General features: G+C 64.2%; 17 protein-coding genes and 1 pseudogene. 14 read left to right on the forward strand and 4 right to left on the reverse strand.

Annotated elements, in window-relative coordinates:
- Window positions 1-93 (reverse strand): annotated as a pseudogene (locus tag IVA75_RS25120) (NYN domain-containing protein); the annotation flags it as partial.
- A 329-nt stretch (window positions 94-422) separates the two neighbouring features.
- Here IVA75_RS25120 and rpoZ point away from each other — a divergent pair.
- From rpoZ to IVA75_RS25185, 13 genes are all read left to right on the forward strand, one after another.
- A complete protein-coding gene (rpoZ, locus tag IVA75_RS25125; protein WP_007603391.1) occupies window positions 423-815 on the forward strand; it encodes a DNA-directed RNA polymerase subunit omega in 393 nt (130 codons plus the stop codon).
- Between the two features lie 208 nt (window positions 816-1023).
- Window positions 1024-3309 (forward strand): bifunctional (p)ppGpp synthetase/guanosine-3',5'-bis(diphosphate) 3'-pyrophosphohydrolase, encoded by a 2286-nt coding sequence (locus IVA75_RS25130; protein WP_247289315.1) that lies wholly within the window; start codon window positions 1024-1026, stop codon window positions 3307-3309.
- A 45-nt stretch (window positions 3310-3354) separates the two neighbouring features.
- Window positions 3355-4107, forward strand: coding sequence for a pyridoxine 5'-phosphate synthase (locus IVA75_RS25135; protein WP_247289317.1), 753 nt, complete (start codon window positions 3355-3357; stop codon window positions 4105-4107).
- A complete protein-coding gene (gene acpS / locus IVA75_RS25140; protein WP_007611179.1) occupies window positions 4104-4523 on the forward strand; it encodes a holo-ACP synthase in 420 nt (139 codons plus the stop codon). Before IVA75_RS25135 ends, acpS begins: the two co-directional genes overlap by 4 nt.
- A gap of 247 nt (window positions 4524-4770) precedes the next feature.
- Entirely contained in the window at window positions 4771-5535 is a 765-nt protein-coding gene (gene lepB / locus IVA75_RS25145) for a signal peptidase I (protein ID WP_007603395.1), read from the forward strand.
- The gene (rnc, locus tag IVA75_RS25150) at window positions 5532-6398 is read left to right on the forward strand and encodes a ribonuclease III (protein WP_247289319.1); all 867 of its coding nucleotides are present in this window, start codon (window positions 5532-5534) and stop codon (window positions 6396-6398) included. The genes lepB and rnc overlap by 4 nt, the downstream gene beginning before the upstream one ends.
- Window positions 6388-7314, forward strand: a complete 927-nt coding sequence (gene era, locus IVA75_RS25155; RefSeq protein ID WP_007611165.1) for a GTPase Era — start codon at window positions 6388-6390, stop codon at window positions 7312-7314. Before rnc ends, era begins: the two co-directional genes overlap by 11 nt.
- A gap of 22 nt (window positions 7315-7336) precedes the next feature.
- Entirely contained in the window at window positions 7337-7717 is a 381-nt protein-coding gene (locus tag IVA75_RS25160; protein ID WP_027567284.1) for a hypothetical protein, read from the forward strand.
- Between the two features lie 78 nt (window positions 7718-7795).
- Entirely contained in the window at window positions 7796-8548 is a 753-nt protein-coding gene (recO, locus tag IVA75_RS25165; protein ID WP_247289321.1) for a DNA repair protein RecO, read from the forward strand.
- A 100-nt stretch (window positions 8549-8648) separates the two neighbouring features.
- On the forward strand, window positions 8649-8933 hold the full coding sequence (locus IVA75_RS25170) for a hypothetical protein (protein WP_247289323.1): 285 nt from the start codon (window positions 8649-8651) through the stop codon (window positions 8931-8933).
- Window positions 8934-8994: 61 nt separating this feature from the next.
- Window positions 8995-11253, forward strand: a complete 2259-nt coding sequence (gene parC, locus IVA75_RS25175; protein ID WP_247289325.1) for a DNA topoisomerase IV subunit A — start codon at window positions 8995-8997, stop codon at window positions 11251-11253.
- 256 nt (window positions 11254-11509) lie between these two features.
- Window positions 11510-13060, forward strand: a complete 1551-nt coding sequence (locus tag IVA75_RS25180; RefSeq protein WP_247289327.1) for an ABC transporter substrate-binding protein — start codon at window positions 11510-11512, stop codon at window positions 13058-13060.
- Between the two features lie 4 nt (window positions 13061-13064).
- Window positions 13065-14609, forward strand: coding sequence for a GMC family oxidoreductase N-terminal domain-containing protein (locus IVA75_RS25185; RefSeq protein WP_247289329.1), 1545 nt, complete (start codon window positions 13065-13067; stop codon window positions 14607-14609).
- 35 nt (window positions 14610-14644) lie between these two features.
- Here the strand turns inward: IVA75_RS25185 and IVA75_RS25190 are convergent, their stop codons facing one another.
- Entirely contained in the window at window positions 14645-15859 is a 1215-nt protein-coding gene (locus tag IVA75_RS25190; RefSeq protein WP_247289331.1) for a YeeE/YedE family protein, read from the reverse strand.
- Window positions 15860-16996: 1137 nt separating this feature from the next.
- On the opposite strand from IVA75_RS25190, the gene IVA75_RS25195 reads away from it, so the two are divergent.
- Window positions 16997-17185 (forward strand): hypothetical protein, encoded by a 189-nt coding sequence (locus IVA75_RS25195; RefSeq protein WP_247289333.1) that lies wholly within the window; start codon window positions 16997-16999, stop codon window positions 17183-17185.
- Window positions 17186-17378: 193 nt separating this feature from the next.
- Here the strand turns inward: IVA75_RS25195 and chrA are convergent, their stop codons facing one another.
- Window positions 17379-18764: a chromate efflux transporter gene (chrA, locus tag IVA75_RS25200; RefSeq protein WP_247289335.1), complete on the reverse strand. Its 1386-nt coding sequence runs from the start codon at window positions 18762-18764 to the stop codon at window positions 17379-17381.
- Window positions 18764-19582 carry a chromate resistance protein ChrB domain-containing protein gene (locus IVA75_RS25205; RefSeq protein WP_247289336.1) on the reverse strand — a complete coding sequence of 273 codons (819 nt, stop codon included), beginning with the start codon at window positions 19580-19582 and terminating at the stop codon, window positions 18764-18766. The genes chrA and IVA75_RS25205 overlap by 1 nt, the downstream gene beginning before the upstream one ends.
- Window positions 19583-19685: the final 103 nt, after the last annotated feature.

Raw genomic sequence — 19685 nt, forward strand, 5'->3', positions numbered from 1 at the left:
GTAATCGATGTCGAAGCCCAGAGTTTTCGCCGTCGCGTAGAGATTGGCTCCATCGATGAAGAGCGCGATCTTGTCGGAAGAGGAAGGTGACATTCAGTTTGCTCGCGTAGAGTTCGTGATTGATCGTTTATTGTTGGCGCGGCGACAGCAAGCCGCGCACTTCTAAAGTCCCGCCGAAACCCGTCGAAACCGCAAATCCGGAGAAGTCGGGGCAATCAAGGTATAGTTATGGCCAACTTGCACACTCCCGGCGCCGCCGTCGCCGGCAGCCCGGGAAACCACCCATCTCAGCCCCAATGTGGGGGTAGCAGAGCCGTTTGGCGAGGCCAAATCACAAATTGGCCTTGCGAAACCCTGCCGGCCCCTATAACTACCGCCATTCATCCACATATTTCGTCCCACCCACAACGGAGCGACAGTCGATGGCTCGCGTCACCGTAGAAGATTGTATCGACAAGGTCGACAACCGGTTTGACCTGGTCCTGCTGGCCGCCCACCGCGCCCGCATGATTTCGTCTGGTTCACAACTAACGGTTGATCGCGATAACGACAAGAACCCTGTTGTGTCTTTGCGCGAAATTGCTGAGACCACCATTTCGCCGGAGGACCTCCGCGAGGAGCTGGTGCACTCGCTGCAGAAGTTCGTCGAGGTCGACGAGCCTGAGCCGGACACCGTGCCGCTGATCGGTTCCGCCGGTGCAAGCGTGGATGCAGACGATACCGAAGTCGCCGTTGAGCGCATGACGGAAGAAGAGCTCCTGAAGGGTCTCGAAGGCCTGGCGCCGCCCGAGGAGCAGCCCGAGGAGGACGAGTAATCGTCCCATCGCGCTCATCGACTTCTTTGTGATCTTATCAAAGGCCCGAACCGTTGTTCGGGCCTTTGCTTTTGTTGGCGTTTTCGTGGTTACCATAGCGTGGTCGGTTCGCGCCTGTTCCTGTCACTGAATTGATCGGACACGCGCGCGATCGGAGCTAAGATGTATACAACGGGCTGTGTCGTGGCCCGTTTGAAGGCAGGACGGCATGGTATATCGACGCCGCACACCAGCGCAGATGCAGGCCGCAACCGAATCGGTTGCCGTGGCCCCGACTGCGCCGGTGGCGCGCCCGGCGAAGCCTCGCGCACGCATGATGCGTCAATATGACCTCGTCGAGCGCGTCAGGTCCTACAATCCCAACACCGACGAAGATTTGCTGAACCGCGCCTATGTCTACGCGATGAAGGCGCACGGCTCGCAGACCCGCGCCTCGGGCGACCCGTACTTCTCCCATCCGCTCGAAGTGGCGGCGATTCTGACCGACCTGAAGCTCGACGACGCCACCATCGTGGCTGCGCTGCTCCACGACACGATCGAGGACACCGAAGCGACGCGGGCCGAGATCGACCAGATCTTCGGGCCCGAGATCGGCGCGCTGGTCGAGGGCCTGACCAAGCTGAAGCGGCTGGAGCTGGTGTCGCGGGAGGCCAAGCAGGCCGAGAATCTGCGCAAATTGTTGCTGGCCATTGCCGACGACGTCCGCGTGCTCCTGGTGAAGCTCGCCGACCGCCTGCACAACATGCGCACGCTGGACTTCGTGCCGACGGAATCGCGACGGCGCATTGCCGAGGAGACGCTCGATATCTATGCGCCGCTGGCGGGGCGCATGGGCATGCAGGAAATGCGCGAGGAGCTGGAGGACCTGTCGTTCCGGACCCTCGATCCGGAAGCCTACTCGGTGGTGATGCAGCGGCTCGATGCGCTGGCCGAGCGCAACCGCAATCTGATCGGCGAAATCGAGGACCAGCTCTCCAACAATCTGCGGCACCGGGGCCTGGGGGCGCGGGTCTATGGGCGCCGCAAGAAGCCATTCTCGATCTGGACCAAGATGGAGCGCAAGTCGGTCGGCTTCGAGCAATTGTCCGACATCTTCGGCTTCCGCGTTGTGGTCAACGACATTGAGGCCTGCTACCGTGCGCTCGGCATCGTCCACACGAACTGGCCGGTCGTGCCCGGGCGGTTCAAGGACTACATCTCGACGCCGAAGCAGAACGACTACCGCTCAATCCACACCACCGTGATCGGCCCCGGCAATCAGCGGGTCGAGTTGCAGATCCGCACCGAGGCGATGGATCAGATCGCCGAGCGCGGCATCGCCGCGCACGTGTTCTACAAGGAAGGCGTGGGCTCGCCGACCGAATTTCTCAAGCGCGAGTCCAATGCGTTCGCCTGGTTGCGCCACACCATAGGCATCCTCTCGGAGAGCGCCAACCCCGAGGAATTCCTCGAGCATACCAAGCTCGAGCTGTTCCACGACCAGGTGTTCTGCTTCACCCCCAAGGGCAAGCTGATCGCGCTGCCGCGCCATGCCAACGTGATCGACTTCGCCTATGCCGTACACACCGACGTCGGCAACAGCGCGGTAGGCTGCAAGATCAACGGCCAGTTCGCGCCGCTGTCCTCGGAGCTTCAGAACGGCGACGAAGTCGAGGTGCTAACCTCGGAAGCGCAAGCGGCGCCGCCGTCGGCCTGGGAAACGCTCGCGGTCACCGGCAAGGCGCGCGCTGCGATCCGTCGCGCCACCAGGACCGCGGTGCGAGATCAATATGTCGGTCTCGGCCGGCGCATCGTCGAGCGCCTGTTCGAGCGCGCCAAGATCGAATACGCCGACGACAAGCTCAAGGGCGCGCTGCCGCGACTCGCGCGGACCTCGATCGAGGACGTCATGGCGGCTGTGGGACGCGGCGAGATCAAGGCCTCCCACGTCGCGCGTGCGATGTATCCCGACTACAAGGAGGAGCGCATCGCGCGCTACGGCGTCAAGAAGGGGCTTGCCGGCAAGCTCAAGGAGAAGTCGTCCGAACCGCCGCGCAGCCCGGTCGCGATCCCGATCCGCGGCATCAATTCCGACCTGCCAGTGAAGTTCGCGCCGAACGGTGGCGCAGTGCCTGGTGACCGCATCATCGGCATCGTCACGCCGGGCGAGGGCATCACCATCTACCCGATCCAGGCCCCGGCCCTGAAGGATTTCGAGGAGGAGCCGGAGCGCTGGCTCGACGTGCGCTGGGACATCGAGGACTCCACGCCACAGCGCTTCCCGGCCCGCATCAAGGTCGAGAATGTCAACGAGCCTGGCGCGCTGGCGCAGATCGCGACCGTGATCGCCGAGCACGACGGCAACATCGACAACATCAGCATGCAGCGCCGCTCACCGGATTTCACGGAGACGACGATCGATCTCGAAGTCTACGATCTCAAGCATTTGAGCGCGATCCTGGCCCAGCTGCGCGCGAAGGCGGTCGTCGCCCGCGCCGAACGTGTTAATGGATAGACCCCTTCCGTCCTGGTCTATCCCTGTGATTCCGTGAGTCCTGAAATGCCTGCACCTCCGCTCCGCCTCGGCGTTAATGTCGACCATGTCGCGACCCTGCGTAACGCGCGCGGCGGCCGCAATCCCGATCCGGTGCGCGCGGCGCTGCTGGCGATCGAGGCCGGTGCCGACGGCATCACCGCCCATTTGCGCGAGGATCGCCGGCACATCCGCGACGAGGACATGGCGCGGCTGAAAGCCGAGATCTCCAAGCCGCTCAATTTCGAGATGGCGGCGACCGACGACATGATGCGCATTTCGCTCGCCACCAGGCCGCACGCGGTGTGCCTCGTGCCGGAGCGGCGCCAGGAGGTGACGACCGAAGGCGGGCTCGACGTCGTCGGCCAGCACAATGCGCTGGCGCCCTATATCGCGCGGCTGAACGATGCCGGCATCCGGGTGTCGCTGTTCATCGCGGCAGATCCCGCCCAGATCGAGATGGCGGCGCGGCTGCGCGCCCCCGTGATCGAGATCCACACCGGCGCCTGGTGCGACGCCGTCGTCGACGGTCACACTGATAAGGCCGAGGCCGAATGGCGGCGGATCGTGGCGGGGGCGAAGCTCGCGAAGGAAGCGGGGCTGGAGGTTCACGCCGGACACGGGCTGGACTATGCGACGGCGGAGACGATCGCAGGCTTGCCGGACATCATGGAGCTCAACATCGGTTACTACATGATCGGCGAAGCCCTGTTCGTGGGTCTCGCCGAGACGGTTCGCAGCATGCGCGCAGCGATGGACCGCGGCCGGAGCCGGGCATGATCATCGGCATCGGCTCCGATCTGATCGACATCACCCGTGTCGGCAAGGTGATCGACCGCCATGGCGAGCGCTTTCTCGACCGCATCTTCACCGCGGCCGAGCGGGCCAAGGCGGAGCGGCGCGCCAAGAACGAGAAGATGGTGGTCGCGACCTACGCCAAGCGCTTCGCCGCCAAGGAGGCTTGCTCCAAGGCCCTTGGCACCGGCATCAGGCGCGGCGTGTGGTGGCGCGACATGGGTGTGGTCAACCTGCCGGGAGGGCGGCCAACCATGCAATTGACGGGCGGGGCGCTGGCCCGGCTTCAGGCCCTGACGCCGGAGGGGTTCGCGGCGCAGATCGACCTGTCGATCACCGATGACTGGCCGTTGGCACAGGCCTTCGTCATCATTTCCGCCGTGCCGCTGGCCAAACCCTGACGGTACTCCGATCATTTTATAATTCGCATTCAAAATCAAACGCTTATGCAGTTTTGATGCGATCCTTGATTGCGTGGCCTCCGACAACCGTCTAAAAGTCCGCGGACGCAAATCAGGCTGGGCGAATTCGGCTTTACGCCGGAATTGGCCCTCATTATCAGAATCAGGACAATCTCCTTGGGCCGCGAGCGATGGGCTGCTCGCGCGAGGAGGGCGCTCTGTGACCGCCGGCCGAATTGAGAGAGCAATGAGCGTGACTTCAGGAACGAAAACTGAGAGCGGCGTCGGCGAAACGATCCGGGTCGTGATCCACGCTCTCCTGATCGCGCTGGTGATCCGCACCTTCCTGTTCCAGCCGTTCAACATCCCATCCGGCTCGATGAAGGCGACACTGCTGGTCGGCGACTATCTGTTCGTCTCGAAATATTCCTACGGCTACAGCCACTATTCGATCCCGTTCTCGCCGCCGCTGTTCTCGGGGCGGATCTGGGGCTCGGACCCGAACCGAGGCGACATCGTCGTATTCCGCCTGCCGAAGGACGATTCCACCGACTACATCAAGCGCGTGATCGGCCTGCCCGGCGACCGCATCCAGATGCGGGACGGGCTGCTCTACATCAACGACACGCCGGTCGAGCGGCAGCGCATGAGCGAATTTGTCGGCGAGGACCCCTGCGGCGCTGAAGGCAGCGGCGTCTCCCGGGTGAAGCGCTGGAAGGAAACGCTGCCGAACGGGGTGTCCTACGAGACGCTGGACTGCGCCGACAACGGCTACGTCGACAACACCAATGTCTACACCGTGCCGACCGGCCACTTCTTCATGATGGGCGACAACCGCGACAATTCCACCGACAGCCGCTTCCTCGGCCAGGTCGGCTACGTCCCACAGGAGAATTTGATCGGGCGCGCCCAGATGATCTTCTTCTCGATCGCCGAGGGCGAGCATGCCTGGATGTTCTGGCGCTGGCCGTGGGCGGTGCGCTGGAATCGCTTCTTCAAAATCGTCCGATGAAAGACGAAGCCAAGGACATCGCGACCCTACCGACCGAGGCGCAAGCGGGCCCCGACGGCGAAGCTGCGACCAAGACTCTTGAGAGCAAGACTCTTGAGAGCAAGGCGCTTGAGATCAAGGCGCCTGCAAAGAAGAAGCGGGTGCGGAGCAGCAAGGCCAGGAGCTCGGATGCGAATGCGGGGCTCGAGGCACGCATCGGCTACAGCTTTGCCGATCCGAATCTCTTGATGCAAGGCATCACGCATGTCTCTGCGCTGAAGTCCGGGCGCAAGCGCGGCGACAGCTATCAGCGGCTGGAATTCCTCGGCGACCACGTGCTCGGGCTCGTCGTCTCCGACATGCTCTATCACGCCTTCCCCAACGCCGATGAAGGCGAGATGTCCAAGCGACTTGCCGAACTGGTGCGCAAGGAGAGCTGCGCCGATGTCGCCAAGTCGCTCGGTCTGCTCGACGACATCAAGCTCGGCTCGGTCGGCCCCAGCGCCGACGCGCGCCTGCGCAAGAGCGTGCTCGGCGACATCTGCGAGGCCGTGATCGGCGCCGTCTTCCTCGACGGCGGCTACGCGGCGGCGGCCGACTTCGTCAAGCGCAACTGGACCGAGCGCATGCACAAGCCGCGGCGTCCGTTGCGCGATCCCAAGACAGTTCTTCAGGAATGGGCGCAGGGCAAGGGATTGCCGACGCCCGTTTATCGCGAGGTCGAGCGCACCGGCCCGCATCATGATCCGCAATTCCGCGTCGCGGTCGATCTTCCGGGACTAGCTCCGGCGGAAGGCATCGGCGGCAGCAAGCGCGCGGCAGAGAAGGTAGCAGCTTCAGTGATGATCGAACGTGAAGGCGTTGGCGGCGGCAATGACGGTTGAAGCAAGCGGCGAGGCGCCCACTGCCACGCGCTGCGGCTTCGTCGCGCTGATCGGCGCGCCGAACGTCGGCAAATCCACGCTGGTCAATGCGCTGGTCGGGGCCAAGGTCACGATCGTCTCGCGCAAGGTGCAGACCACGCGCGCGCTGATCCGCGGCATCGTGATCGAGAACAACGCGCAGATCATCCTGGTCGATACGCCGGGCATCTTCCTGCCCAAGCGCCGGCTCGACCGCGCCATGGTCTCGACCGCCTGGAGCGGCGCGCATGACGCCGACCTCGTCTGCGTGCTGCTGGATGCCAAGGCCGGCATCGACGAGGAAGCCGAGGCGATCCTCACCAAGGTCGCCAGCGTCAAGCACGAGAAGATTTTGGTCATCAACAAGGTCGACCTGGTCCAGCGCGAGAAGCTGCTGGCGCTGGCGCAGGCCGCCAACGAGCGCATGGCCTTCGCAAAGACCTTCATGATCGCGGCGATCTCCGGCGACGGCGTCGACGACCTCAGGCATACACTGGCCGAGATCGTGCCGCCGGGGCCGTTCCTCTATCCCGAAGACCAGATGTCGGACGCGCCGATGCGGCAGCTTGCGGCCGAGATCACGCGCGAGAAGATCTTTCGCAAGCTGCACCAGGAATTGCCCTACCAGTCCACGGTCGAGACCGACAAGTGGGAGGAGCGCAAGGACAAATCGGTGCGCATTGAGCAGACGATTTTCGTCGAGCGCGAAAGCCAGCGCAAGATCGTGCTCGGCGCGGGCGGCGCCACCATCAAGTCGATCGGCGCGGACTCGCGCAAGGAGATCGGCGAGATCCTGGGCGTGCCGGTGCACCTGTTCCTGTTCGTCAAGGTGCGCGAGAACTGGAGCGACGATCCCGATCGCTACCGCGAGATGGGCCTGGAATTTCCCAAAGAATAACCAAGAAAAAGATCGGTCAGCGATGAGCGTACCCAGCAACGTACGGCGCTTCGAAGCGTTGCTCTATGCATCGTTGATGCTGGATGCCTTGTCGGTGGCGGTGCAGGACCGCACGCCCAATGCCGAGATGACCGAGCAGATGATCACGACGTCGACGCTGCTTGCCGGCGGCATGATCCTGCTGCTGGTGTATTTCGTCAGGCTGGCCGCGCACGGGCGCAAGAACTGGCCGCGCTGGGTGCTGGCGGCGGCGCTCGTACTGTCGGTGATCTCGCTCGGCCAGATCATCGGCGAGAAAGGCATGGAACTCGACAGCGCCATCGAGATCGTCTCCTGCGTGCTGACGGCAATGGGATTGTATTTCTCGTTCCGCGGCGACGCGCAGGGCTGGTTCAACGCGTAAGGCGTCAGGTGGATTGGCGGCGCGCAATCCCGCCAATCCGCCCTACGATTGAAGACCGGAATCCGCTAGACTTCACCCATGGAATGGACCGACGAAGGCATCGTGCTGGGGGTGCGGCGGCATGGCGAGAGCAGCGCCATCGTCGAGCTGCTGACCCGTGCGCACGGCCGCCATCTCGGTCTCGTCCGCGGCGGCGCCGGCTCGCGGATGCGGCCCTTGCTGCAGCCCGGCAACAGCCTCAGCGTGGTATGGCGGGCGCGGCTCGACGAGCATCTCGGCACCTATGCCATCGAGGGCCTCAAGCTGCGGGCGGCGACGCTGCTGGGATCATCCCACGGCGTCTACGGCATCACCCATCTCGCCTCGATCGCGCGGTTGCTGCCGGAACGCGATCCGCACGAAAACCTCCTGGCGCTGCTCGAACATGCGCTGGACGATTTCGACGACATCGGCAGCGCCGCCGTACACGTGATCCATTTCGAGCTGGCGATGCTCACCGAGCTCGGCTTCGGGCTGGCGCTGGAAAACTGCGCGGTGACCGGAGAAACCAACGACCTGATCTATGTCTCGCCCAAATCCGGCGGCGCAGTGTCACGCGGGGCGGGCGAACCGTGGCGCGACCGCCTGTTGCGACTGCCGCCGTTCCTGCGCCAAGGCGAGGTGCAGGGCGACCTCACCGACGAGGATCTCCAGGATGGCTTTCGACTGACCGGCCTTTTCCTGTTGCGGCACGTGCTGGAGCCGCGCGGGCAGGGCCATTCCGACGCGCGGGCAGGCTTCATCAACGCGCTGGCGCGACAGCAGGCAAAGGGCGCGATTCCCGCGCCATGAACCTGGCGCGGCTCTGCATTGCCCTGGTGGGACAACCCTTGCTGGAACAAAACGGGGTTCCCCGGACTTGCCGTTTTGGGTTCCAACCGGGGATAGCCTCATGCTGATCAAGGGACTTGTGATATCGGCAGCGCTGATCGCGCTGGCGCCGGACGCCCACGCGGGTGAGCAGCCGGGCGTGTTTCGCCGTGCCTCCTGTACCGTCGTCAGATTCTATGTGGCCAAATATTCCGCTGCGGCCGCAGAGGCATGGGCGAGGTCCAAGGGCGCGACGGAGGCCGAGATCGAGACGGCGCGGCGGTGCCTGCCCAATGCCCCGGCCACCACGCAGGCCAAAAACACCCAACCCACCCAGACCTTCACCGCAGGCTGGGCCGGCCAGTAGGCCGCCCACAGGGAACCAATCGATCCTTGCCCGATTCGCTTCCACGGTTTAACCGGGCGGCATGGGAAAACGATTGATTCCGCCGGAGGAACCGGCCGAAATTCACGAGGTGCCGCTGCGTGAGGCGCTGGAAGAGCGCTATCTCGCGTACGCGCTCTCCACCATCATGCACCGCGCGCTGCCGGATGCCCGCGACGGCCTGAAGCCGGTACACCGGCGCATCCTCTATGGCATGCGCCTGCTACGGCTTGATCCGGGCACGGCTTTCAAGAAGTCCGCCAAAATCGTCGGCGACGTGATGGGCTCGTTCCATCCGCATGGCGACCAGGCGATCTACGACGCCATGGTGCGTCTGGCGCAGGATTTCTCCTCGCGCTACCCGCTGGTCGACGGCCAGGGCAATTTCGGCAATATCGACGGCGATAATCCGGCCGCCTATCGCTACACCGAAGCGCGCATGACCGACGTCGCGCGGCTTCTGCTCGACGGCATCGACGAGGACGGGGTCGAATTCCGCCCCAATTACGATGGCCAGTCGAAAGAGCCGATCGTGCTGCCCGGCGGCTTCCCGAACCTGCTCGCCAACGGTGCGCAGGGTATCGCGGTCGGCATGGCGACCTCGATCCCGCCGCACAACGCCGCCGAGCTCTGCGACGCCGCGCTGCATCTGATCGAGAAGCCCGACGCGAAATCCAGGGCGCTGCTGAAATGGGTCAAGGGTCCGGATTTCCCCACCGGCGGCATCTGCGTCGATTCCAAGCAGGCGATCGCTGAAGCCTACACCACCGGCCGCGGTTCGTTTCGCGTCCGCTCCCGATGGGAGCAGGAAGAGGGCGCGCGCGGCACCTGGGTCGTCGTCGTCACCGAGATTCCCTTTCTGGTGCAGAAGTCGCGGCTGATCGAGAAGATCGCCGAGCTGCTGGACCAGAAGAAGCTGCCGCTGGTCGGCGATATCAGGGACGAATCGGCCGAAGACGTTCGCATCGTGATCGAGCCGAAGTCGAAGAACGTCGATCCCGCGCTGATGATGGAATCGCTGTTCCGGCTGACCGAGCTCGAAAACAAGATTCCGCTGAACCTCAACGTGCTGATCAAGGGCCGCGTCCCCAAAGTCGTGGGGCTCGCGGAATGCTTGCGCGAATGGCTCGACCATCTGCGTGACGTGCTGATCCGTCGCACCAACCATCGCAAGGCCGAGATCGAGCGCCGGCTGGAGATTCTCGGCGGCTTGCTGATTGCCTATCTGAACATCGACGAGGTGATCAGGATCATCCGTAATGAGGACGAGCCGAAGCCGGCGCTGATCAAGGCGTTCAAGCTCACCGAGGTGCAGGCCGAAGCCATCCTCAACATGCGGCTGCGAAGCCTGCGCAAGCTCGAGGAGATGGAGATCCGCAGCGAGGACAAGGATCTTCGCAAGGAGCTGAAGGGCATCGAGGGGCTGCTGGCGTCAGAACCCGAGCAGTGGAAGAAGGTCGCCGAGCAGGTCGGCAAGGTCCGCGACATGTTCGGACCCAAGACCCCGCTCGGCAAGCGCCGCACCACCTTTGCGGACGCGCCCGAGCACGATCTGGCCGCGATCGAGGAAGCCCTGGTCGAGCGCGAGCCGGTGACGGTTGTCGTCTCCGACAAGGGCTGGATCCGCACCCTCAAGGGCCATGTCGAGGATCTCTCGGGGCTGGCTTTCAAGCAGGACGACAAGCTCGGGTTCGCGTTCTTCGCGGAAACGACCTCGAAGCTGCTGCTGTTCGCTACCAACGGAAAATTCTACTCGCTCGATGTCGCAAAACTTCCGGGCGGCCGCGGTCATGGCGAGCCGATCCGCCAATTCATCGATCTCGAGCCGGAGGCCGCGCCGGTCACGCTGTTCGTCAACAAGGGCGGACGCAAATTCCTGGTCGCGAGCCACGAGGGCCAGGGCTTCGTCGTCAACGAGGACGATTGCGTCGGCACCACCAAGAAGGGCAAGCAGGTCCTCAACGTCGATATGCCGAACGAGGCGCGCACGGTCACCGAGGTGCTCGGCGACACCGTCGCGGTCATCGGCGAGAACCGCAAGATGCTGATCTTCCCGCTCGACCAGGTGCCGGAGATGGCCCGCGGCCGCGGTGTGCGTCTGCAGAAGTACAAGGACGGCGGCCTCTCCGACATTGCCGTGTTCGACGCCAAGGCTGGCCTGACCTGGAAAGACTCTGCGGGCCGCGAATTCTCCGCGACCATGAAGGAGCTCGCCGAGTGGAAAGGCTCCCGCGCCGACGCCGGTCGTCTCCCGCCGAAGGGATTCCCGAAGTCGAACAAGTTCGGCAGGGTGATCGGGTAGTCCGCGGGCCGTCGCCATATCGACGGTGTCATGCCCCGCGTAGGCGGGGCATCCAGTACGCCGCGACCTCTCGGCTCAATCATAGCTTTCTCTGGAATACTGGATCGCCCGGTCAAGCCGGGCGACGACAGCGAGGGTGTGGCGCGCAAACGCGCGGCAGATAGCCGTGAGCGCATGAGTGCTTCGGCCCTCCGGGCATGAACATTGCTTTTTGTCTGGCGACTTTAACGTCTCCGTTAAAAGGCAAATCCATTCCATGTCCAAACTGAAGGCTTTCATTCCGGCGCTGTTCGCCTTGGCGCTGACCGCGCCGCCCGCGCATGCCGCAGGCAACCTCGTCGCGGTGCTCGAGGCCGAGATCGTCACGCTCGATCCGCATTTCTCCACAGCCTATATTACGCGCACGTTCGGCTACATGGTGTTCGACACGCTGTTTGCGAAGGATTCCAAAGGCGAGATCAAGCCGCAGATGGTGCAGGACTGGAAGGTCTCGGCCGATGGCCTGATCTACAGTTTCACGCTGCGCGAGGGCCTGAGATGGCATGACGGCCAGCCGGTCACGGCCGCCGATTGCGTCGCCTCGCTGCGCCGCTGGGGCACCCGCAGTGCGCTCGGCCGCCGCATCTTCGCGATCACGGCCTCGCTCGAACCGACCGACGTAAAAACCTTCGTGCTGACGCTGAAGGAGCCGTCTGGTCTCGTCATCGACGCGCTCGGCAATCCCGTCAGTCCGGTCGCTTTCATGATGCCCGAGCGCATTGCCAAAACGCCCGGCGACCAGCGCATCACCGAGATCGTCGGCTCCGGCCCGTTCGTCTACAGCAAGGCCGATCACCGCACCGGCGATCGCATGATCCTGAAGAAGTTCGCCGACTATGTGCCGCGTCCCGAGCCCGCCGATTTCCTCGCCGGCGGCAAGCGCGTCAACATCGACACGCTCGAGATCCGTGTCATCCCGGATGGCGCGACCGCAGCCTCCGCGCTGCAGGCCGGCGAGGTCGATTTCATGCAATACGCGCCGTTCGATCTGCTGCCGACCATGGAAAAGAACTCACGGGTCAAACTCGTCAATTTCACCGGCGGCAACATGTTCGCGGGCGCCTATCGCCTCAACGCCGCATCAAAGCCGTTCGACGATCCCGCCATCAGGCGCGTGCTGTGGAAGCTGGTCGATCAGCGCGAGGTACTGGACGCACTCGGCCTGGACGCCAAATACGCCGCTCCTTGCGCGACATACTTCACTTGCGGCACCACCTATGACAGCAAGGCTGGGACCGAAGCCGCCGCCAAGCCGTCGATCGAAGCGGCGAAGGCCGCACTGAAGGCGACGAAATATGCCGGCGAGCCGGTCGTCGTCATGGAGGCCAATGACCTCGAAGCCCCGCGCGTCTCGGCGCAGGTGCTGGCCGAGCGGCTGAAGCAGGCCGGCTTCAACGTCGACCTCCAGGTGATGGACTGGGCGAGCGTGCTGGCGCGTCGCGCCAAGAAGGAGGGCTGGAGCGTCTATGGCGTCCACGCCGGCGGTTTTGACCTCGGCTCGCCCTTGACCAACGTCATGGTCGCCTTCAACTGCGCCGATTTCACCGGCTGGCAATGCGATGCGCGCATCACACCGCTGATGGAGGCCTTTGCCAAGGCGCCCGCCGAGGAGGATCGCAAGAAGATCGCAGGCGAGATCCAGACCGTCATGTACGATCAGGCACCCGCGATACCGTGGGGCCAGTTCGCCCAGCCCGCCGCCTCTCGCGCCACCTTGCGCGGTCTGATACCGTCCGCCATCCCGGTTTTCTGGAACGTCGAGAAGTAGCGCGATGTACGATGTCATTGTTGTCGGCGGCGGCTCAGCCGGCGCCGCTGTTGCGGCACGGCTCTCGGAAGATCCCGCGCGGCGCGTCCTGCTGCTCGAGGCGGGCCTCGATTGGCGCGCCGACGAGGCGCCTTGGGAAGTGATGACGCCAAATCCCATCCCGATCATCCACAAGCGCGAGTACCAGGAGAAATGGCAATGGCCGGATCTTCTGACGCGCCGTGTGGCCGGCCAGGAGCCGCGCTTCTACTGGCGCGGCAAGGGGCTCGGCGGCTCCTCGATGATGAACGGTCAGATCGCGATCCGGGGCGTTGCGGACGCGTTCGACGAATGGGCCGCCAATGGCTGCACCGGCTGGTCGGCCAAGGACGTGATGCCGCTGTTCTCTGTGATCGAGGACGATCTGGAATTCGGCGACGAGGCCTGCCACGGACGCGGCGGACCGCTGCCGGTCTATCGCGCGCCGCCGGACAAATGGGGACCGATCGATCGCGGCTTGCGCGATGCGGCGCTGGCGAGCGGCTATCCCTGGTGCGCCGACGTCAACGGCCCGGACGGCGAGGGGGTCGCCTGCTATCCCATCAACAGCCGCAACAGCCGCCGCATCACCACCAACGAGGGTTATCTGGAGCCCGCGCGGGGCCGCGCCAATCTGGAAATTCGCGGGCATGCGCTGGTCGACCGCGTGCTGATCAGTAATGGACGGGCGACCGGCCTTCGCGTTCACATCGAGGGGCAGGGCACCAGCGAGATCAGCGCGCGCCAGATCGTGCTGTGTGCCGGCGCCATCCACAGTCCGGCAATCCTGCTGCGCTCGGGCATTGGACCTGCGGATGAGCTGAAGGCGATGGGGATCGCGGTCGAGCGCGACCTGCCGGTCGGCAAGCACTTCTTCGACCACCCGCTGTTTCGCGCCACGATCCAGCTCCGCGAAAATCTGCGGCCCACAGATCCCGACACCCGCCACACCAATTGCTGCGTGACCTATTCGTCAGGCCTCGCCGACGGCGGCAAGCGCGACATGATCCTGATCGCCTTCAACCACCGCGGCATCGGCGTGCCGGGCGCGATCGGCGCCGGGCTGTTCAATGCCTATTCGCGTGGCACGCTCAAGCTGGCCTCGACCGACCCCGCGATCGATCCTGTGGTCGAGGAGAACATGCTGGCCGATCCCCGCGACATGCTGCGTATGAAGGATGCGGTGAAACGGCTGGCCGTGATCACCGTCCAGCCGGCGCTATCGGGCATCACGGACTGGATCCGGCTCGCCGACACGGATTTGACGCTGCCGCAAGCTGCTGCTTTGCCCGATCACGAGCTCGAAACGCTGCTGCGCCGTGAGACCGGCGACATCCAACACGCCGCCGGCAGTTGCCGCATGACCGGAGTTAACGACGCCCACGGCGTGGTCAACCCTGACGGCACGGTGAAGGGCATCGCGGGCCTGCGCATCGCCGACGCCTCGATCATGCCGTCGGATTGCCGGGCCAACACCCACTTTACGACGGTGGTGATCGGCGAGGCGATCGCGCGGTTGATGATGCGTTAGAGGGCAGCATCGAGCGCCGGCGTGCGGACGAAGACCTACCGCTCGACGGCCAGGCCGAACAGCGGTCGGAGCTGTGTTCCCAGAATGTTGCCAACGAAAGCCGCGACCAGCCAGCACCAGCCGTGCAGGCTGCCCGATGCGATCCCGCTGAAATAAGCGCCGATATTGCAGCCATAGGCGAGCCGGGCGCCATACCCGAGAAGCAGGCCGCCGATGATGGCGGCGAGGAGCGAGGATGCGGAGATGCGCCATGTCGGATGGAATTTGCCGGCGAGGCCTGCGGCCAGCAAGGCTCCCAGGATGATGCCGAAATCCATGACGGACGTGATGTCGGCGAAGATACTTTGGTGCAGCGAGGCCACCCGAGCGCCCTGCCAATAGGGCCAAGACGCGACGTCGACGCCGAGGCTCATCAGGATCTTCGATCCCCAGAGCGCGAAAGCGGAGGTGATGCCCCAGGGACGTCCCGCGAGATACAGCGTGGCGAAAATTCCGATCGCGAGCAGGATCGCGCCCCACAGGAGCGGCCACGGCCCCTGCATGAAGCGGCGCGCGCCGCGCAGCTTCGTCCGCGCTCCCGGCTCAAGTTGGCCGTGCCGGCCGATCTCGGCCCTGAGCGTGATGAGGTAGATCGCAGCCATGACGGCCCAGCAGAGCACGAGCGCCGGCAGCCAGCCGAGCCGTTCGATCAACGAGACCGCGCCGATGTTCGGCAGCGCGCTCCACCACGGCAGATGCAATGCACCGAGCGTCGATCCGGCGATGAAGGCCGCCAGTGTCACCAGCATGCGGGTGTTGCCGCCGCCGGCGGTATAAAGCGTTCCCGACGCGCAGCCGCCGCCAAGCTGCATTCCAAGGCCGAACAGAAACGCCCCGGTCAGCATGCCCACGCCCACCGCGCCGAGCTCGCCATGCACGGCAACGCCGAACAGCGTGCCTTGCGCCAGGGCCGGAAAGAAGAGGGCGGTTGCCAGCGCCAGCATGACCATTTGCGCACGGAGGCCGGCGCCTCGTCGCGCGACAATGAAGACGCGCCAGGCCGAGGTGAACCCGAACAGCGCATGGTACAGCGTCAGGCCAAGTGCACCTCCGAGAAGAAACAACAATCCCTGCTGCCAGGAAATCGTGCCCGACAAGGCCGCGGCGCCCGCCAGAAGAATCGCCGCCGCGACAGCAACGACCGTGAGATTGGCGCCGTGCCGGTCATTGTCAGGGGCAAGCAGCCGCGCATCGATAGATAGATCGGTCATGGCTCATCCAAAAAGCGGATTTCCTCGCAGTGAGAGCTAACCGGGGCGAATTCTCCCCGTTCCAATCTTTCCACCTTGGAACTGATGCGATAGCGCTAGGAAACGTCTGTCATGCCCCGGCTCGACCGGGGCATCCAGTACGCCGCGGCTTCTCTTCTCAGTCACGATCGTCTCGGAGTACTGGGTCGCCCGGTCAAAGCCGGGCGACGACATCGAGGGTGAGGCAAGACTAGTCGTCGCACCGATATACGTTTCAAACAGCGGACGAAAGTTCGCGATCTCGCGGCGCGTTCGGCCCGAGTTTTGCGTCGTCGCATCGCCCTCGTAGAGACAAGGGCGCAGCGAAGGCCGGGCGCCGGCTGGCACCCGCAGATCCGTGGGCGATAGAAATGCACACGGGGTGGATCACAGGTTCGCCGGATCGCCCGGCCTTCCCTGCGCAATGGTTTTAACGTGTCCTTCGTGCTCTCCCCGGGGAGCGATGCACTATTGCCCCCGTCGCCATGCAGATGACTGACGCGCGCGCCCGGTCGGGCCGCACATCACCGCAGGACTTGACGCGCAGACCGCGGGCGTCAGGACCACACGACTTGTTCGTCCGCGCACGTCCTCGCTGGGACTTCGAGTGCTGGCGTGTGCTCATAACCCGAAGCATGCCAAGGCGCTGGCGGCATCGTGTCGTAGGCACGAAGGCATTGCTCACCGCCGAAGCGCCCTGCAATGCCTGTTATGCCCGACGCCGTCGCGTCCATCGCTGCCCGGCCCGCGGTCGTGACGATCGCGATCCGCCCCTTGTCTCGGGCCGGGGGTGTGTCGTTTGTACGTCGAATCCGAATTTCGGTAAAGTAGAATGTTTTGCGAGGGTTTGAGAGGCGGTGTGGCGTAGGCTCTTCAGCGCAACTTCGGCGACCCGGCACCTGATAGGACAAAGTTATGACCGAAAGCGAAAAGAAGCTCCTGATCCACTCGGACATGGATCGCGCGGCTCGTCTGACGTCGGCTTACGCCAGTAGACGCACTAGCTTCAACCGAACTGGAACAATCTCGAAGCGATCTGATTGAAGTTTGTTACGGCTTAGCTGGGATAGACACGGAGTATTCCTGGAGAAGCGTGTTGTTTAAGGGAAGGTGCTTCACATGGATGACAAACGAAAATCATCAACAGCTGGGGAACGGGCCGCTGAAGGCTTGCGCGAGGCGACTGCTAAGGAAGAAGCGAAAAACGAGAGCAAGACGGGACACGATTTAGCTAAGGGCGCTGATCGCTTCGAAGAACGTTCTGAAAGCTCCGATGGAAGAAGCGCAAAAGAGAAGCAAAAAGGGTGAATGTATGCAGCAGATCCGGCGCTGCGTTTCCGTGGATGACCTCAAGCGGGCGAACCGGACCCCATAGCTAGCTGAGATGACCAACTGGCCCACTGGCTCGGGCGAGGATGTCTGAGGTTCGCCATGCAACCCTGACGGCTTAGTGACGCCTTCCATTGGCAAACCGGACGTGACGAACCAATTAGTCCATGTTCTAAATCACCCCCGCCAACCTTAGCGCCACGCCCGCAGCGCAGCTGCCGGCGAGCGCGGTGAGCATGCCGAGCTTGAACCGGAAGATCGCGGTTGCCGCCGCGATCGACAGCACGAGCGCGGAGAGCTCGACGCTGGTCAGCACCGGCATGTCGAAGGCAAACGGGAAGCTGTGCACCGGCACGGTCTCGCGGAATAGCGTGTGCAGCGCGAACCAGATCGAGAGGTTGAGGATCACGCCGACGACGGCAGCCGTGATCGCACTGAGCGCACCGCCGAGACCCTTGTTGCCGCGCAGCCGTTCGACGTAGGGGGCGCCGACGAAGATCCAGAGGAAGCAGGGTGTGAAGGTGACCCAGGTCGCGAGCAGTCCGCCGAGCGTGGCCGCGAGCATCGGCGACAGGCCGCTGGCGTCGCGGTAGGCGGCCATGAAGCCCACGAACTGGAGGACCATGATCAAAGGGCCGGGCGTGGTCTCGGCCATGCCAAGACCGTCGAGCATCTCGTGCGGCTTGAGCCAGTGATAGTGCTCGACCGCCTGCTGGGCGACATAGGCCAGCACCGCATAGGCGCCACCGAAGGTGACCATCGCCATTTTTGAGAAGAACAGCGCGATGTGACTGAAGACATTGTCTTGTCCGACAGCGAGCAACAGCGCGATCACCGGCACCAGCCAGAGCGCAAGCCACAACACGCCCACGCGAATTGTGCGGACGGTGTTGGGGCGGACATGCTCGGGCACGGCGTCGCCGAGCATGCTGTCGATCACGGCGCTGCTGCCGGCAGGGCCGTGACCGGCCGGCGCGAATTCCGGACGGCCCTGTTTGGCGCCGATATATCCGACGACGCCGGCGGCGATGATGATGATCGGGAAGGGGATCGCGAAGAAGAAAATCGCGACGAAGGCGATCGCGGCAAGCGCGATCATGATGCGGTTCTTCAGCGCGCGCTTGCCGACGCGCACCACGGCTTCGACGACGATGGCGAGCACGGCGGCCTTCAAGCCGAAGAACAGCGCCTCGACGAAGCTGACATTGCCGTAGGCGGCGTAGACGTAGCTCAGGCCCATGATGGCAATGATGCCGGGCAGAATGAACAGCCCGCCCGCCATCAGCCCGCCGGCGGTGCGATGCATCAGCCAGCCGACATAGGTCGCAAGCTGCTGCGCCTCCGGGCCCGGCAGCAGCATGCAGTAGTTCAGGGCGTGGAGGAAACGGGCTTCCGAGATCCAGTTCTTCTCCTCGACCAGGATGCGGTGCATGACCGCGATCTGGCCCGCGGGCCCGCCAAAACTCAGGCAGGCGACGCGGAGCCAGACGCGAAAGGCTTCGCTGAAGCTGACGCCGTGACCGGCATCAGCTCCTGCTTCGATCGTACGGGTATCCATCAAGCCTTCGCCTTGTTGGTCGGCCAGTTGTGGGTCTCGGACGTGGCGTCACGGCACCAGCGATAGAAGGCGTCGTAGAGCAGCATGCCGGCCTCGAGCTGTTCGAGGTCGTCATCATACATCCGCGACAGCCCGAGCGAAGCTGCGAGCAGGCCGGAGGCCTCCGGCGCGAGGTCGGGCCGCCCGGTGTCGGCGCCGCGCACCAGCGTTGCGAGCCGGAGCAGCGCCGGCGCGGCAATCCCAAACTCCTCGATCATCACGTCGAAGGTGCAGAGCTCGCCACGGTGGCTCCAGAACACGTTCTCGATGTCGAAGGGGGCTGCGTTGAAGCGTTGCCCGACCGCCACCACTTCCGAAGGCGCCACGAACAGGAATACGGCCGTGGGGTCGACGAAGCGGCGGATCAGCCAGGGGCAGGCGATGCGGTCGACCTTGGGCCGCGCCCGCGTTACCCAGACGGTGCGTCCCTTGGCGTCGCGCGGCGGCAGCTTGCGGGTATCGAGCAGCGGCAGCTTTGCGTCCTTCCAGCCCTCGAATCCGCCTTCCAGCGTCTCGGCCTGGACCCCAAGCTGCCTGAGCCATGCCGCCGTGCCCTGCGGCAGCTTTGCGCCGCGCAGGCAGGAGACGATGGCGGTGCGGCCGGCGAATTCGGCACCCCATTCCGGAACATTGTCGTGGCTGAGCTTGATCGAACCTGGGATCAGCCGCCGGTCGGCGGCAAAATCCTCGTCGGTGCGCACGTCGATCAGGGCAGGGGCGTTTGCCGTGCCGATCAACCGTGCCAGTTTGTCAGATGATATCGTCGTGTAGGAAGACATGATGCGCCCTCGTGAAAAACAACGGGACGCGATACTTGGGCATGTCGCCTCGTGGGGAGATCGCTCAAATCCCCATGACCTTCATTACACCGAAACGGCACCT

The organism is Bradyrhizobium sp. 134, assembly GCF_023074155.1.
GTDB lineage: Bacteria > Pseudomonadota > Alphaproteobacteria > Rhizobiales > Xanthobacteraceae > Bradyrhizobium.

Coding starts and splice junctions, on each gene's coding strand:
- rpoZ (WP_007603391.1), top strand. CDS start 423: ATGGCTCGCGTCACCGTAGAAGATTGTATCGACAAGGTCGACAACCGG.
- IVA75_RS25130 (WP_247289315.1), top strand. CDS start 1,024: ATGGTATATCGACGCCGCACACCAGCGCAGATGCAGGCCGCAACCGAA.
- IVA75_RS25135 (WP_247289317.1), top strand. CDS start 3,355: ATGCCTGCACCTCCGCTCCGCCTCGGCGTTAATGTCGACCATGTCGCG.
- acpS (WP_007611179.1), top strand. CDS start 4,104: ATGATCATCGGCATCGGCTCCGATCTGATCGACATCACCCGTGTCGGC.
- lepB (WP_007603395.1), top strand. CDS start 4,771: ATGAGCGTGACTTCAGGAACGAAAACTGAGAGCGGCGTCGGCGAAACG.
- rnc (WP_247289319.1), top strand. CDS start 5,532: ATGAAAGACGAAGCCAAGGACATCGCGACCCTACCGACCGAGGCGCAA.
- era (WP_007611165.1), top strand. CDS start 6,388: ATGACGGTTGAAGCAAGCGGCGAGGCGCCCACTGCCACGCGCTGCGGC.
- IVA75_RS25160 (WP_027567284.1), top strand. CDS start 7,337: ATGAGCGTACCCAGCAACGTACGGCGCTTCGAAGCGTTGCTCTATGCA.
- recO (WP_247289321.1), top strand. CDS start 7,796: ATGGAATGGACCGACGAAGGCATCGTGCTGGGGGTGCGGCGGCATGGC.
- IVA75_RS25170 (WP_247289323.1), top strand. CDS start 8,649: ATGCTGATCAAGGGACTTGTGATATCGGCAGCGCTGATCGCGCTGGCG.
- parC (WP_247289325.1), top strand. CDS start 8,995: ATGGGAAAACGATTGATTCCGCCGGAGGAACCGGCCGAAATTCACGAG.
- IVA75_RS25180 (WP_247289327.1), top strand. CDS start 11,510: ATGTCCAAACTGAAGGCTTTCATTCCGGCGCTGTTCGCCTTGGCGCTG.
- IVA75_RS25185 (WP_247289329.1), top strand. CDS start 13,065: ATGTACGATGTCATTGTTGTCGGCGGCGGCTCAGCCGGCGCCGCTGTT.
- IVA75_RS25190 (WP_247289331.1), bottom strand. CDS start 15,859: ATGACCGATCTATCTATCGATGCGCGGCTGCTTGCCCCTGACAATGAC.
- IVA75_RS25195 (WP_247289333.1), top strand. CDS start 16,997: ATGGATGACAAACGAAAATCATCAACAGCTGGGGAACGGGCCGCTGAA.
- chrA (WP_247289335.1), bottom strand. CDS start 18,764: ATGGATACCCGTACGATCGAAGCAGGAGCTGATGCCGGTCACGGCGTC.
- IVA75_RS25205 (WP_247289336.1), bottom strand. CDS start 19,582: ATGTCTTCCTACACGACGATATCATCTGACAAACTGGCACGGTTGATC.